12 protein-coding genes are annotated in these 15,628 nt (G+C 36.3%); 6 read left to right on the forward strand and 6 right to left on the reverse strand.

What is annotated here, in order from left to right; translation table 11 throughout:
- The first annotated feature begins 4 nt into the window (after positions 1-4).
- Both QLQ95_RS20050 and QLQ95_RS20055 read left to right on the forward strand, forming a co-directional pair.
- Positions 5-1,180: an ABC transporter permease gene (locus QLQ95_RS20050; protein ID WP_428237401.1), complete on the forward strand. Its 1,176-nt coding sequence runs from the start codon at positions 5-7 to the stop codon at positions 1,178-1,180.
- Entirely contained in the window at positions 1,149-2,306 is a 1,158-nt protein-coding gene (locus QLQ95_RS20055) for an ABC transporter permease (RefSeq protein WP_320493658.1), read from the forward strand. Before QLQ95_RS20050 ends, QLQ95_RS20055 begins: the two co-directional genes overlap by 32 nt.
- A gap of 215 nt (positions 2,307-2,521) precedes the next feature.
- On the opposite strand, the gene QLQ95_RS20060 is transcribed toward QLQ95_RS20055, so the two are convergent.
- Genes QLQ95_RS20060 through aspT form a run of 4 tightly spaced genes read right to left on the reverse strand, consistent with a single transcriptional unit; the run spans position 2,522 to position 8,189 of the window.
- Positions 2,522-3,715: a porin gene (locus QLQ95_RS20060; protein WP_482501367.1), complete on the reverse strand. Its 1,194-nt coding sequence runs from the start codon at positions 3,713-3,715 to the stop codon at positions 2,522-2,524.
- Positions 3,716-3,735: 20 nt separating this feature from the next.
- Entirely contained in the window at positions 3,736-4,785 is a 1,050-nt protein-coding gene (locus QLQ95_RS20065; RefSeq protein WP_095929181.1) for a type II asparaginase, read from the reverse strand.
- 28 nt (positions 4,786-4,813) lie between these two features.
- A complete protein-coding gene (gene aspD, locus QLQ95_RS20070) occupies positions 4,814-6,460 on the reverse strand; it encodes an aspartate 4-decarboxylase (protein ID WP_320493655.1) in 1,647 nt (548 codons plus the stop codon).
- A 34-nt stretch (positions 6,461-6,494) separates the two neighbouring features.
- Positions 6,495-8,189 (reverse strand): aspartate-alanine antiporter, encoded by a 1,695-nt coding sequence (aspT, locus tag QLQ95_RS20075; RefSeq protein WP_320493654.1) that lies wholly within the window; start codon positions 8,187-8,189, stop codon positions 6,495-6,497.
- 396 nt (positions 8,190-8,585) lie between these two features.
- On the opposite strand from aspT, the gene QLQ95_RS20080 reads away from it, so the two are divergent.
- Entirely contained in the window at positions 8,586-9,608 is a 1,023-nt protein-coding gene (locus QLQ95_RS20080) for an LLM class flavin-dependent oxidoreductase (RefSeq protein WP_482501370.1), read from the forward strand.
- Between the two features lie 56 nt (positions 9,609-9,664).
- Here the strand turns inward: QLQ95_RS20080 and QLQ95_RS20085 are convergent, their stop codons facing one another.
- Both QLQ95_RS20085 and QLQ95_RS20090 read right to left on the reverse strand, forming a co-directional pair.
- The gene (locus tag QLQ95_RS20085; RefSeq protein WP_253251789.1) at positions 9,665-10,132 is read right to left on the reverse strand and encodes a (R)-mandelonitrile lyase; all 468 of its coding nucleotides are present in this window, start codon (positions 10,130-10,132) and stop codon (positions 9,665-9,667) included.
- Positions 10,133-10,191: 59 nt separating this feature from the next.
- Positions 10,192-12,570: a TonB-dependent receptor gene (locus QLQ95_RS20090; protein ID WP_482501372.1), complete on the reverse strand. Its 2,379-nt coding sequence runs from the start codon at positions 12,568-12,570 to the stop codon at positions 10,192-10,194.
- A gap of 163 nt (positions 12,571-12,733) precedes the next feature.
- Here QLQ95_RS20090 and QLQ95_RS20095 point away from each other — a divergent pair, with 163 nt between their 5' ends.
- The 3 genes from QLQ95_RS20095 (at position 12,734) to QLQ95_RS20105 (ending at position 15,569) form a co-directional block, all read left to right on the forward strand.
- Positions 12,734-14,335: a histidine kinase gene (locus QLQ95_RS20095; RefSeq protein WP_482501374.1), complete on the forward strand. Its 1,602-nt coding sequence runs from the start codon at positions 12,734-12,736 to the stop codon at positions 14,333-14,335.
- Between the two features lies 1 nt (position 14,336).
- Positions 14,337-15,032 (forward strand): LytR/AlgR family response regulator transcription factor, encoded by a 696-nt coding sequence (locus QLQ95_RS20100; protein WP_320493649.1) that lies wholly within the window; start codon positions 14,337-14,339, stop codon positions 15,030-15,032.
- A 132-nt stretch (positions 15,033-15,164) separates the two neighbouring features.
- Positions 15,165-15,569 carry a putative quinol monooxygenase gene (locus QLQ95_RS20105; protein ID WP_482501376.1) on the forward strand — a complete coding sequence of 135 codons (405 nt, stop codon included), beginning with the start codon at positions 15,165-15,167 and terminating at the stop codon, positions 15,567-15,569.
- The last annotated feature ends 59 nt before the right edge of the window (positions 15,570-15,628 follow it).

Here is a 15,628-nt window from a genome sequence, read left to right on the forward strand (position 1 = left end):
TTTGATGACGAACATAATCATTAGGGAGTGGAAGCGCATTCTGAGTTTAAAGGTTTTTTACTTGGTAATGCTTGTTGTTCCTGTCGCGTTGTTTTTCTTTTACGCTTTTATTTACCAAAAACAAGATGCCAAGAACTTAGCATTTGCTATTTGGGATGAAGATCAAAGCGCCATAAGCCGAGAGCTGATTTTTTTATTAGAACAAAAAGAAACGTTGCAGATTACGAGAAGAGTAAGCAGCGAAGCCGAAGTTAAAAAACTGATTCAAGAAGGTAAAATACTGGGCGCCGTGCATTTTCCTGCAAATCTGCAAAAGAATATCTACAGCCGGCATCCGAGTAATGTGACTTTGTACACCAATGCCGCCGCGCTTGTTCCTGCTAAGTTAGTTTATAAAGCTGTCGCCGAAGTTGTAATTACAGGAAGCACAGGTGTAATTTTGCAGAAACTGGTAAAAACGGGAATGAAATCTGATCAAGCGATGGCGATTGCTAATCCGATTAGTTTGAGAACCTATCAGCTTTATAATCCAACTTACAATTATCAGGAATATTTGGTTCCGGGTTTAATAACAGTCGGAATGCAGATGATTCTAATTATCAGTTCTATGCTGGCTTTAAATTATGAATGGGTTACAGGAACGATGCACGAACTATACGATTCATCAAAAGGTTCTGTTGTTGTTGCAATTATAGGAAAAACAATAGCGCATCTTGCCATCAGCTGGATTAATTTTATCATCATTACAGGGATAATCTTTCCTTTTTTTGATATTGGCATTCCTGCAGCCACTGGAAAGTTTTGTGTACTATACACTATGCTTTCGTTAGCCTGTATTGGGATTGGTATGTTTATATCTGCTTTGTTCAAAGATGTGATGCTTTCTGGGGATGTGGCTCTTTTTTATACTTCGCCTGCTTTTGTGTTTAGCGGATTTACTTTTCCCAGGTGGGCAATGCCTTGGTACGATCAGTATTATGCGCTTATAATGCCTTATACCGCTTTTTTAGACGGTTTTTTTAAGGTGTATTATATGAATTTGCCTTTAAAATATGCTCAAGGCGAATTTGCCAAACTCTTGTTGTTTTGCTTGGTCATGTACCCGACAGCAATGTTGTTGTTTAAACGTCAATTTAATTCGATTAAAGATGAAAAAGAAACCGCAACAATCGCTGATTAATCTCTTTTTGAGAGAAGCTTCGCAAGTAGTAAAGGATCATAGTTTGCTGCTTACGCTTCTTATTGCTCCTTTGCTGTATGCTTTTTTTTACGGAAGCATTTATGTCAATAAAGAGGAATTCGATGTAAAATTGGCTGTGGTAGATGATGATGGTTCGAGATTATCACGTTTGCTGCAGCAAAATATAGATGATTCCCCAATTGTAGAACTGATTCATTTTTCGAATTTGGAACAGGCAAAAGAGCAGATGTATCAAGGCAATTGTCAGGGATATTTTTATATTCCAGAAGGAACAGAAGCGAATTTGCTGAGTTTAAAACAAAGCAATGTAGTATTGGCAATCAATGCGGCCAGATTTCTGCCATCGAGCGATTTGTTATTAAATGTGCAGCAGATATGTTTGACCGTTGGAGCAGGAGTACGTCTTCAATATTATCAGAAAAAAGAGGGAATGAGTACTACAATTGCAATGGAAAATGTGATGCCCGTAAACTTAGATTATCGTCCTTTATTTAACGAAAGATCGAGTTATGGCGCATTTTTATTGCCAGGACTTTTGGCTTTAATTCTGCAGCAAACCTTATTAATTGGCTTATGCGAAAGTGTAGCAGGCGAGCGGCAGCGTTCTCGTTTAGGAGAATGGCTCGGTTCGGGTATTTCTAATGGAATTTGGGGCAAAGGATTATTCTATCTGATACTTTTTGCTTCGTATGGCTTTTTCTTTTTAAATGTAAATTACAAACTGCTCAATTTACCCATGAGAGGCAGCGGATTCGAGTTAAGCTTATTACTGCTCTTGTTTATTGTTACTTTAATTCCGATGGCGCAGTTTATAGGTTCGTTATTCAAATCGCAATTGCTTTGTTTGCAGATGATGGCTTTTTCAACTTATCCGATTTTCTTGATTACAGGATACAGTTGGCCATTTGAATCGCTTCCGCTAGCATTGCAGTGGCTGTCTAATCTTTTGCCTACAACGCCTTTTATTGTTTTATATACCGCCATTGTACAATCGGGTGCCAGTTTATGGGATAATCCGTCTGTTTTATTGCATCTTATACTGCTTTTTGCTTTTTATAGTACGATCTGTTTTATTCGTTTAAAATATTTGATGGGGAGAGAATGAAGAATGAAGAATGAAGAATAAAGAATAAAGAATAAAGAATAAAGAATAAAGAATAAAGAATAAAGAATAAAGAATAAAGAATAAAGAATAAAGAATAAAGAATAAAGAGAACTTTAAAAACTGCTCATCTGCGAGAGAACAAATAATACAAAATGCTGGAATAAATCGCGTTTTACGATGTGTTCCAGCATTTTGTATTATGTGAATTTACAATATTATAATACCACCAAAGGAGAAATTACACCAAGCATAATTCTTCCTGTTGTGTTGTTAGATTGCCCCAAATCTGTTTTGGCATAATCACTGTAATCGTACCATCGAGCTACATAAGTGGCAAAAAACTTCAAGTTAAAGTTTTTAATCGGATAAAATTCTACAGTTGGAATAACGCCCCAAGCCGTACGAATTCGGTTTGAACTCACATTTGGATCTGGAATATCTTTCCATGAAGCTTTGCTGACCATTCCGATAGCCGAAATTTTCCATTGTTCATTTAGAGAGTATACCGCTCTAAGCCAATGCTCGATATAATAAACATTTTCTGCCGCATGATCTAAAACAGTATCTGGAAGCAAAGAACTCACAACTCCTGTTCGGTCAAGATCTTCGCTGCTCCATTTGAAATCATATTGGAAGAGCCATTTTTTAGATCTAAACTGATTTCCTAATGCTGTATAATACATATTTACAGGTTTTCCATTTTTTGTGGCTTCCTGAAAAATACTGAAACTATAAATGGTTTTAAATTTTCCGTCTAAAAAACTTCCATTCCAGTTTCCTACATACGCTGCAGGAAATTTTGCTTCTTCTACATCGGGTACATTTTGATAAAGTTCAGAAAAAGTTTTGGTTCTAGAATTTAAAACCTGTCCAGAAAAGGTATGATTTTCATTTAGTTTCCAGTTGACCTGAACTCCAGTTAAAAAGTTATCCGAATTCTCTACAATATCATTGTATTGATAGATATCAATCGGATTCATGTCAAATTCATAACCACCCCAGTTTGCTGTCATTTTTCCAATTGCAATACTGGTTCTGTCGGATATTTTATACCCAATAAAAGCTAAATCGGTAGAACTGCTGATGTTATCTGTAGATTGTGGTTCTGTTTCTTTAGTATATCGGTCTCGAAACCTAAAAAATACTTTGTCCTTATAGACTCTCCCTTTTACTTCCAGTCTAAACTGGTTTACTTCAAATTTACTTTCAGTATATTTTCCATCTTCTATATAAGTGTTAAAACCTAATTGAGTATTGAAAATTAAATCAACATTATTAAGCAAATCAACTTTGGTTGCTTTGATCAAAGGTGTTTTATGATTTAGGACGGTATCAGTCTGTTTTTCTTGCTGTGCATAGACGCCAGCTGCCAGAAAAACGCTCAAAATTATTGAAGGTAAGATACGCATAGTTTACAATTTCAATTGGATTAATACTCAAAGAAGTATTCTTGGAGTTTTTTACTGTCTTTAGTTTGGGTAAGTCCCAACATTAATAGAATCCTCGCTTTTTGAGGAATTAGATCATCTGCGACAATAGTACCAAGCTTTTGATCATCGGTTTCGTCAAACAAAGTAACTCTTCCAGAAGGTACTCTAGAGGCTCTTGCCACAGCAATTCCTTTTTTAACAGCGCTTGCCGCAGCATCTGAGTTTACTTTATTTAGATTTCCGTTACCTAAACCACCAGTTACAATTCCTTTTACTCCCGAAGCTACATACGCATTTATGGCAGTTGCCGGCGCATCAGCATATAATTCGACAACAGCTACTTCTGGTAAAGTGGTTAAACCTGTAATATCAAACGGAGTATTTTTATTGGTTTTTCTAATCGGACTTTCATAAAGTGTCACTTTTCCGTCATAAACCTGCCCAATTGGCCCACTGTTTGGAGCTGTAAAAGCATTTAAGTGCGTTGTACTGGTTTTTACGGCATTTCTTCCCGTAAAAATATATTCATTAAATACTAGTAAAACACCACTATGTGCTGCTTGTTTAGACGCTGCTAAAGTTACAGCATCATATAAATTCTTTGGACCGTCTGCGCTTATGGCTGTTGCTGGACGCATAGATCCCGTAACGATTACGGGTTTATCAGATCGTACCGTTAGTGATAAAAAATAAGCTGTTTCTTCTTGCGTATCGGTTCCGTGTGTGATTACGATACCATCGGCTTCATTATTTTTATAAATTTCGTTGATTCTTTTATTCAGCTTAATCCAAATCTCCACAGTCATGTCCTGACTTCCTACATTTGAAATCTGTTCTCCAGAAATTTCGGCAACTTTGTCAATTCCTGGAACCGCTGCGATTAAATCTTTTATAGGCAATTGTCCCGCAGTATAAGCAGAACGATCTGCAGATGCGCCTTGTCCGGCAATTGTTCCTCCAGTTGCAAGTATCTTAATTCTAGGTAATTTTTGAGCATAAATACCTGTTACTAATAAAACGGACAATAATAAAGTAAATAAATTTTTCATAGGTTTAATATTTTAATTTAAGCTTCTATTATTTTGTTGAGTTTTCCCAACTGGTTACATATTCCATTAAAATTTTGCGGATATTTTTTCCAAGAATCAGATAACTATCAGTTGGAAGATTAGCAAGAGAAACCCTGATACTCCATTCTGGGCCAGCAAAACCGCCTCCATTTAAAAGTACGATTGCTGTTTTTTCTGCTAAACGGAATAAAACATCAACGGGTTCAAAATTTGTTTTCAGCCAATTGGCAAAATCATCACCATGAAAGTGTTTTGCCGCTACCATAATATCGATTTCAGAATAATATCCTGCACGCATCGGATCTTCTAGAATCGGAACTTCTAATCCTTCCCATAACAAGCTCAGGCGTTTGTGAATAATAGACTGTGTAAGCGTTTTATAAACATCCTGAGTATCTAATAAACAAAATGCAGAGAAAAGCATCATTTGAAATTGCTGAGGCAGAGATAGTCCAGCCGTGTGGTTTAGAGCTACTTGTCGGCTATCAGCTACAAGTCGGTCAATAAACTTGATCTTTTCTGGTTCTAATGTTAGAGAAGAATAACGATCGTGCAGTTCTTTTTTAAGTTCTGGACTTAAATCGGCAATTTTTTTATCGAAAATATTGTCTTGATGAATGGCAATCGTTCCAAGTCTCCAGCCTGTACAGCCAAAATATTTTGAGAATGAATATACCGTGATGGTATTTTGTGGAATAATAGCCATTAATGATCTAAAATTATTAACGAAAGTTCCATAAACGTCATCTGTAATAACCATCAAACCAGGGTTATGATTTTTTACTATATCAGCGATATAATTGAGCGTGTCAGTGCTCATTGCAGAAGATGGCGGATTGCTCGGATTTACCACAAAAGCCACTTTAACCGCAGGATCTTTAAGCTTATCTAATTCAGAATTTGGATATTGCCAAGTATGGAATCCGTTTTCGCCAACTCCGCTTGCTTCTACGTATACGACATCAAATTTGTATCGATCTAATTCTGGAATTTCAATATAAGGTGTAAAAGTAGGGGTAAGGAGTGCTATTTTATCACCACGCTCGGTAAGGTGGTTTTGCATAAGCGAATCAAAAATGTAACACATTGCAGCTGTTCCGCCCTCAACAGCAAAAATATCATATTTGCCTTTATTGTTTCCTGCACCGCACATTTCCTGTACCAAATAATCATGAACAATAATTTCTATCTGACTTAGCATACGATCTGGGACAGGATAGTTAAATCCAATTACAGCTTCTATCCATTCACGGATCCACGCATCGCCATCAAAATCATGTTTGTCTACACCATAATGATATGTTTTTTCTAAAAGTGCAGCAGCAGGAGTATCTTTATGTTTCAATAAAAAAGCTTCAAAACGAGAAGCCACTCCGCTTTTGTTTTGTACAATTCCTGCTAGAATGCCTTGTTCTTCCATAACATTGCGGCATTCTTCTAATGCAAATTGTCCGAAAAGGAAAAAAGCTTCTCTAGGAACTGTAGCAATCCAGTTCGGATTTCCTCTTCCGGCATTAAGTGTTATCGCCGTAGATTTAAGCGCACTTTCATCTGCCAAATGAATTAATTCATTTTTAATTTCAAATGGGCTGAGGGTCTGAAGTGTTTTTTCTACCTCTCTTGATGTTTTTATTTTTGAAATATCAATTGCCATAACTAAAATATTTAGAGATTATATAAAAATTCGACTAACTCATGATTAAAATAATGACGACACCCCATATAATGAGCAGCGTATTACCAACTGCATAGGTCACGGTATAACCCAATGCAGGGGTTTTGCTTTTTACAGCATCTTGCAGAGCTCCCAAGGCGGCAGTAGTTGTTCTTGCCCCAGCAGCACATCCTAAAGTAATAATAGGATGAAATTTGAAAATGTATCTCCCTATAAGAAGTCCGAGGATTAACGGAATGGCTGTTGCTGCAGCACCCGCGATGAAAAGCCCCCATCCAGCTTCTTGAAAACCTACGATAAAACTTGGTCCCGCTGTAATACCCACTACAGCGATAAATATGTTTAAACCAACATTATTCATAATCCACAAGGCAGGCTCTGGAATTCGCCCAAAAGTAGGATGCTGACCTCTTAGCCATCCGAAGAATAGTCCAGATATTAAGGCACCTCCACTGGTACTAAGGCTTATTGGTACTCCGCCAACTTTAATGGTTAATGCGCCAAGTAGTCCGCCTAATACAATTCCTAAACCAACAAAGGCCATATCTGTAGAATTTGTAGGGCGGTCCGGATATCCAATATGTGTCGCAACTTGATCTACGTCTCGTTTAATACCAATTAGTTCGATCATATCTCCTTTTTGAAGAACAGTATTGGGTAATATGGGCATCTGGATTCCAGCTCGCTTTAAAGATCTCACGACCACGCCGTGCATGTATTTTAAATGACGCAAATCGGCAATGGTTTTGTTGATGACTTCTTTTTTTACAATTAAGATGCTTAAAACTTCTACAGGAAAATTAAGAAGTTCGATATCTAGAACTTCTTTTTCATTTACAGCAACATAGTTCATCATGTATTCTCTTCTTCCGCCGAGTGCGACAACATCATTTTCTTGAATTACAAATTCTGGACTAGCATCTATGATCTCTTTTCCTCTTCGAATTCGCTGTATAAACAAACGTCTGCCTTTTCTTTCCAATTCATTTTCGACATCTGCAACTGTTTTGTTGTTAGCATAAGAATGTGCGGCAATCTGATAGGCATTGTATATTACACGATCATAAGCAGAGGCAATACTTGGATCATCGCCAATGGCATCTCCTCCAAGCTGAATCTCGAGTTCTTTTGCTTTTTCCACCAGATTTCCACCTAATAGTTTTGGACCAAGAGAAGCCAATAGCCAAGCAGATCCAGCAGTTCCGAAAATATACGTTACAGCGTAAGCAACTGGAATTTTGTTAATTAAAGCCGTTTTTTGATCGGCAGGAATACTAAGCTGATTGATAGTGTCAGACGCAACACCAATTACCGCAGATATGGTTTGAGAGCCTGCAAGCATTCCAGAGGTTAATCCCATGTCGTAGCCCATAATCTTTCCTATTAGATACGGACAGATCAAGCATAAAACGCATACTACTGCGGCATAAAGCATTTGAGGCAGCCCGTCTTTTTTTAAACCTCCAAAAAATTGGGGTCCGACACTGTATCCAACGGCGAAAAGAAACATAAGGAAAAAGACAGATTTAACGTTGGGAGAAATTACAATGTCTAATTGCCCGACTAAGACTCCCACAAGCAAAACACTGGTAACCGTTCCTAAAGAAAAGCTTCCGATTTTAAATTTTCCGATAAAATAACCTAGTGATAGCGTGAGAAAAATTGCCAGTTCGGGATAATCTTTTAATGTAGTAATAATCCAATCCATAATTATTTGTTTTTAGTTTAGATATATCAATAATTGATTATGAAAATCGAGGAGTACGAAAAGATATGGGAGAGGCGTTTAAGAAGAAATTATTTAGGCCATTCAAAAATATGTCATAAAGTGAGAATAATTGCATGATTTTGAGGAGGATATGTTTCAAGTTATAACTTGAAACAAGAAAACTTGAAACTTAACGTTGCAAATTGGAAGCCGCCCCTAAGAAATTGAAATTTGAAAGAATGTTTTCTTTTTCTTATCAGTTGTCAAAAAGCACATTATAAAAATGCATCAAATTCCAATTATGTATTTTTTTAGAATTAGTGCAATTATGGAGTAAAGTATAGCATTAATCGGTTCTGATGCGTATATTTGAGAGAATAAAAAAATAAAGCCATTATGAAGAAAATAGGATTTTTATCATTTGGGCATTGGGCTAATCATCCGTCATATAAAACTCGTACTGCGGCAGATACATTGTTGCAATCCATTGATTTAGCAGTGGCTGCTGAAGAAATAGGTATAGATGGTGCTTATTTTCGAGTACATCATTTTGCGCAGCAACTGGCATCGCCTTTTCCTTTGCTTGCGGCAGTAGGAGCGAAAACAAGTAAAATCGAGATCGGAACTGGCGTAATCGATATGCGTTATGAAAACCCATTGTACATGGTAGAAGATGCTGGATCTGCCGATTTAATATCGGAAGGTCGTTTGCAACTAGGAATTAGTAGAGGATCACCAGAACAAGTTATTGACGGTTGGAGTTACTTTGGTTATGAACCTGAAAAAGGAGAAACGGACGCCGATATGGGCCGTAAAAAAGCACTAGAGTTTTTGGATAAACTTAAAGGAGAAGGATTTGCAGAACCAAATCCGTACCCAATGTTTCCAAATCCGCCTGGATTATTGCGTATTGAACCGCATTCTGAAGGATTAAGAGAAAGAATCTGGTGGGGAGCGGCGTCAAATGCAACGGCGGTTTGGGCTGCCGAAAACGGAATGCATCTTCAGAGTTCTACGCTTAAGTACGATGAAAACGGAAAACCTTTTCATGTGCAGCAAGCCGAACAGATAAGATTGTATAAAGAAGCTTGGAAAAATGCAGGACATCAGCGTGAAGCGAGAGTTTCGGTAAGTCGTTCGATATTTGCATTGGTCAATGAGCAGGATCGATATTATTTTGGCGGACAAGCCAAAGGCAATGATAGTTTTGGTTATATCGAGCAAGACAAAAGAGCCATCTTTGGTAAAAGCTATGCAGCAGAACCCGATAAATTAATTGAAGAACTTACTCAAGATGAAGCGATTCAAGAAGCAGATACTTTATTGCTAACTATTCCGAATACCATAGGTGTAGATTACAATATTCATATTTTGTCTTCTATTTTAGAACACGTTGCACCTGCATTGGGCTGGCGATAAGTTTTGATAGAAAGAATAAAAAAAGCCCTCTGTTTATGGAGGGCTTTTTTTATGATTTAATTTTCATTCGCAGTTTTATACTCTTCATCAGTAACAGGATTGAGCCAAGTAACTTGAGTATCTTCTTTAAAGTTAGTGATTGCCACATGAACCATTGTAGTTGTTGCGCTAGCACCATGCCAATGTTCTACATTTTCGGGAATATTGACTACATCTCCTTTTTGAATTATTTGAGCAGGTTTGCCTTTTTCTTGATAAAGTCCATGACCTTCAATAACCAACAGAACTTGACCTTTTGGATGTGTATGCCAGTTCGTTCTCGCTCCAGGTTCAAAAGTTACGCTGCCTGCTGAAAACTCATTGTTCTTGTCTCTTGCAATCAAAGGCTTCAAAAATGCATTGCCTGTAAACCAATCTTTAGAAAGAGGTTCTCCTTTTGGAAATATTTCTGTTGAAGTCATACTGTTTTTTTTAGAATTACATGCAGTTAAAAGTACTGTGAATATAATGATTATTTTCTTCATTTATTTCTGTTTTATACTACAACTTCTTGTTTTTGTTTTTCTTAGCTATTGTACGAACATCAATTTCTATTAGCATCATTTGCTTGTCGAATTGCTTTTGCATCGGTTAGATTAAAACGATAAACAAAACTCAAGCGATATCTAGCTGCATTTGGAATGCTATTATCTTTAATGACATAATCGGTTCCAGTGGTAACGCTTTTATATTGACGAAGATTAAAAGCATTCGTAACATCAAACACAATAGTAGCTTTATCTTTAAGGAGGAGTTTGCTAAACCCGAAATCAATTGATTGTAATGCTTCGCTGGTAATTTGTGCATTGCGTTTTTCTCCACGAAAGTTATAACGGCCTTGAAAACTAAATTTAGCAGGAAGTTTAATCTGTGTGCTTAATCGAGCAGTAAAGTTTTGACTGCTGTAATCTAGGTTTTCGTCTCTATAATTTCCTTTTTGTTTGAAGTGATAATAATTCATTTCGGCATTAACCTGAAGCCATTTTAACGGATTGTATAAGGTCGATAATTCAATTCCACTTCTTATTTCGTAATCAATATTTATGGGAGTTGTCAGAAAGATATCATCTTGGCGATACGTATAATCTTGAATAAAGCCTTTTTCGTATTGATAATAAAGCGAAGGATTCAAAGTAAATGTTTTCCAATTTTTAAGAAATGCCATTTCAAATGCATCTGTGTAGGAAGGATTTAAATCAGGATTTCCGATATATTGTGCATTTAAATCGGTGACTTCATTGAAAGGATATAAAGCATATAATGACGGACGTTTAATGCGTTTGCTGTAATTTAACTGCAATGACGAAGCATCAAAGTTATAAGCTAGATTGACAGTAGGAAAGAGTTTGTTATAGTTTTTTTTATCACTATAGGCATTTTCTACATCTTTAATGGCAATATCTGTAAGCTCGGCTCTTAAGCCCAACATATAACTAAACTTATTGATTTTACTGCTAAATTGCGTATAAGCGCCCGTAATGGTTTCGTCGTAATTTAAATCATTATCAATGTTCTGATAAACGATCCAATTATTGTCCCGTTGTTCTTCTGCCAGATAATTGCTCGTAACCGTTCTGATTTCAGTTTTTAATCCAAATTCCAAAGTAGAAAGACTGTCAATTGGCTGAGTAAAATCAGTCTTAGCCAGAAAATCTTTGCTGTTTCCTATAGAACTTGTTCTAATGCCTGGATAAACCATTGTGTCTGGAAGCAAACGCTGTGTAGAAAGATCCCATTTTTTGTCGCTGTTCCACCAATCGTATTGAACGTCAATAGTCCATTTTTTTGCTTTCTGTTGGAATGTTCGTGTATAATTAAACTCAATTTGACTGTAATCCCGTTTTTCCAATGATTTTCCATGTCTCGTCAAAAGACTATCAGGTGTTGTATGGCTGAGATCACTATCGTACTGATAACGCAAATCGGTTTTATCATTATCATGTGTGGCATTCTTTAAAAAAGCAGCCGTAATCGTTTGATGTTCATTAATAAAATAATCGGCACCCATATAAAGCAATTTTCCATCGTCGTGACGGTCTTCATTCTGCACGCGATGCATGTAATTTGGAGAAGTGGTACTATTGGTTACCTGATCGGTGGTGTACAAACCCACATAATCGCTAGAACGAATACTGAAATTGGAAAAAATGTTGATTTTGTTTGATTTAAAATTAAGGCTCGGATTAAGACGACTATCATTTGGTGAACCGGCAACCAATCTAACCTGACCGCTAAAACCGCTTTTTTTGTTCTTTTTCAGTATAATATTAAGAATCCCCGCAGAACCCGCAGCATCATATCTTGAAGAAGGATTGGTAATAACCTCAATTCGTTCAATCTGGTCGGCTGCAATCTGGTCAAGCGCATTGCTTTGGGTAAGTCCAGATTGTCTTCCGTTAATTAATATTAAAACATTACTATTTCCACGAAGACTTACCGTTCCCGCAGCATCAACAGCGACAGATGGAACTCCATTTAATACATCGTGAGCAGAGCCATTTTGCGAAAGCACATCTTTACCCACTTCAAAAACCTTTTTGTCTAGTTTTAAACTAACATTCGATTTTTGACCGCTAATTTCAACTGCTTTTAATTGTACCATATTGGTAATTAAATCAATTGTTCCCAAATCAATTTTTTGTTTTCCTGAAATGATTAAAGATTGGGTATGGTTTTGATACCCCGTGTAACTAAACGAGATAGTGGTCGAACCAGTTGGAGCTGCTTCAATAGTAAATAAACCAAGATCGTCTGTTATGGCTGTGACCAATGTTTTTGATGCATTGTCTTGTATGGTTACCGTTACATAAGGCAGTGTTTCTTTTGTAGCGCCGTCTTGAACTTTACCAGAAATAACGGTTTGCTGTGCTATTCCTAAAAATGGAATAAAGAGAATTAAGGTTTTGATTATTAGAGATTTCATTTTGATTGATTTTGTTGTACAAGATTAATTCATAAAAGAAAGCACCGTTTTCGAAAACATTCAAACGGCTCTATAAGCTTCTCAAAAGCATTTGGCAATTCGATATTTGTTCTATCTTTATCTTATGTATAAATCTTACTTTTTTATCGTTTTACTTCTTCTCATGTGTACCTCTTGTAACTATTACAAAGAGTACGTTACAACCGATGTAACATATGATGTTGATTACAATCATCAGAAGATGGATTGGGGTAAACCGGATAGTTCGAGTTTTAGATTTGAAACAGACGTTGAAATACAAAAACGAAAAAATACTTCTCAATCGTTAGGGCTTCAAATAAATGCCTTTGGTGCTTTTGATGTGTATTGGGATGGAGTTTTGGTAGGTAGAAATGGTCAAAAGGCAAAAGCAGACCATGTTGAGGTACCAGGAACAGAAACATCGTATTATCAAATACCAAACAATCTGTCTAAACTCGGGAAACACACCGTTGTTTTAATGGGTTCACAAACCTACAATAGAGAAGCACAGCGCGGTATCGATGTAAAACTTAAAGATTATCTGCAACTTCAACGTTCACCGCTTATCGTGGTTTCTTTTATGAATATTATGGCAGGCGCCTTTCTTATTGCAGGCATCTACTATTTTTTTCTCTATCTCAATAGTACCCGAAAAGAACTAGCCGTTTTGCTTTTCGGAATTATTTGCCTACTTTTCTTCTGTTTGCTCATTATCGAATACGTCAAGTATTATCTAGACATTCCTTATAATCAATTTTATACTCGTTTAAAGATTATCGGTTGGCTCACTTTTGCTGTTTCAATGCTCATACCGTGGTATTTTATGCTGCAGTTTGAATTTAAAAGAAAGAAACTAGTGCTGTTTTTTTTGTTCATTGTCCTTTTAGCAGTTTATATTGGGTATTATGGGCATTATGATGTTTCGGCAGCCTATTTTACTATAACTGCTCGTTTCTTTTCTATTGTAATTGCTATTGAAGCCGCTATTAGAAAAGCAAAAGGCGGACTTATAGTTGCAGCGGGTTTATTGGCAGGAGTAGTGGTCAATTATTTTATGTTTTATGACTTCGGATTGTTTATTGCTTTTACCATTTTGGTGCTTTGCATGCTTTATCTCCATACGATACGGGCAAAAGCAATGGAAGAAGCTCATAATGCATCATTGCTGCTTTCTTCCAGATTGCAATTGGAACTGATTAAGAAAAATATTCAACCGCATTTTCTTCGAAATACTTTAACCTCGCTGATTGATTGGATTGAGGAATCGCCTAAAGAAGGAGTTGTTTTTATTCGCGCTCTAGCGGAAGAATTTGATATAATGAATGATATTGCCGAAGACACACTTATTCCAATCAGGCAAGAGATTGATTTGTGCCGAAGACATTTGGAGGTAATGTCTTTTCGTAAAGAAATTTGTTATGAATGGCAGGAAGAAAGAATAGACGAAAATGAAACGATTCCGCCAGCTATTTTTCATACTATAATAGAAAACGGAATTACGCATAGTCTTCCGCCAAAAGAAGGCTGCATTGTTTTCTGTTTAAAATTCACCAGAGAAAAACAATACAAAGAATACACTTTATTGACTTTTGCTGAAAATCGGCAAACTAAAAAAGATAAGCGGGTAGGAACTGGATTTAAATACATTCAAGCTAGACTAACAGAAAGTTATGGCAACAAGTGGTCTTTTGATTCTCATGCTGTAGAAAAAGGGTGGGAGACCATCATTAAAATTTTTGATTGAGATGAAGATACTCATAATTGAAGACGAAGCTCGTATTGCCAAAAGAGTAGAAAGAATGACTCGTGATTTTTTTGACAAAGACGTGCAAATTCTACTTTCTGATTCTCTCGAAAGCGGATTGATAGCGATTGAGAATAATCCGATCGATCTTCTGCTGTTAGATTTAAATTTGAATGGAGAAGACGGATTTGAAATCTTGCAGACTTTTGTGGCGGGACCGTTTCAGACCATTATTATTTCGGCTTATACCGATAAAGCTATTACAGCTTTCAATTATGGAGTTTTGGATTTTGTACCCAAACCTTTCGATCAAAACAGATTGGAGCAAGCCTTTATGCGTTTTACGACACAGGGAAAACAATCGGGCGGAGATATTCGTTTTTTGGCAGTAAGAAAAGCAAAGACATTTAGACTCGTGCCCATTAATGAGATTCTATACATTAAAGGAGCAGGGATTTATACCGAATTGCATTTGGCAAATAACAAAATAGAATTGCACGATAAATCGCTTGAAGCTTTAGAAAAACTACTTCCTGAAACATTCGAAAGAATACATAAATCGTATATTTTATGTTGGGAACAAGCAGACAAAATCGTAGTAGAAGCAGGAGGAAAGTACAGCATGCAGCTAAAAAACGGTGATTTATTGCCCATTGGACGTTCGAAGTATAAAGAGATTAAAAATAAGCTGATTTAGTAAAATATTTCATTTTTAAACTATTAGCCAAAACAATTATACAGACAGATGTTTATATTTTCAGTATATTTAAAAGCACTAGTAATGAATGTAAACTAGAGTAATTATAAATTCAAGACAAAAGAATTAATTATGAATGTATTTTGGAATAAAATAAAAGTATCGTTTTTATTTACTTTTTTCTCACTTGGTATTATGGCACAAAATAAAGATCAAATGGTTCGCATTGCAGAAGTTGAGATAATACCCGATTATCTGGAGCAATACAAAGCTATTCTTAAAGAAGAAGCAGAGGCATCTATAAGGTTGGAGTCTGGAGTGATTGCTATTTTTCCAATGTTTCAAAAAGAGCATCCAAATCAGATAAAAATATTAGAGATTTATGCTAATAATGAAGCATATCAGTCTCATTTAAAAACGCCTCATTTTTTACTTTACAAAACATCTACACTTAAGATGGTCAAGTCGCTAAAGCTTAATGATCTGGAGGCTTTGGATGTGGAGACCATGTCAGCGTTGTTTAAAAAATATAAATAGAAACGAGTCGGCTTTTAATTTTTGGTATTTATTTTTTAATACACTTTAACGAATGGTTA

The organism is Flavobacterium sp. B330r (genome assembly GCF_056824325.1).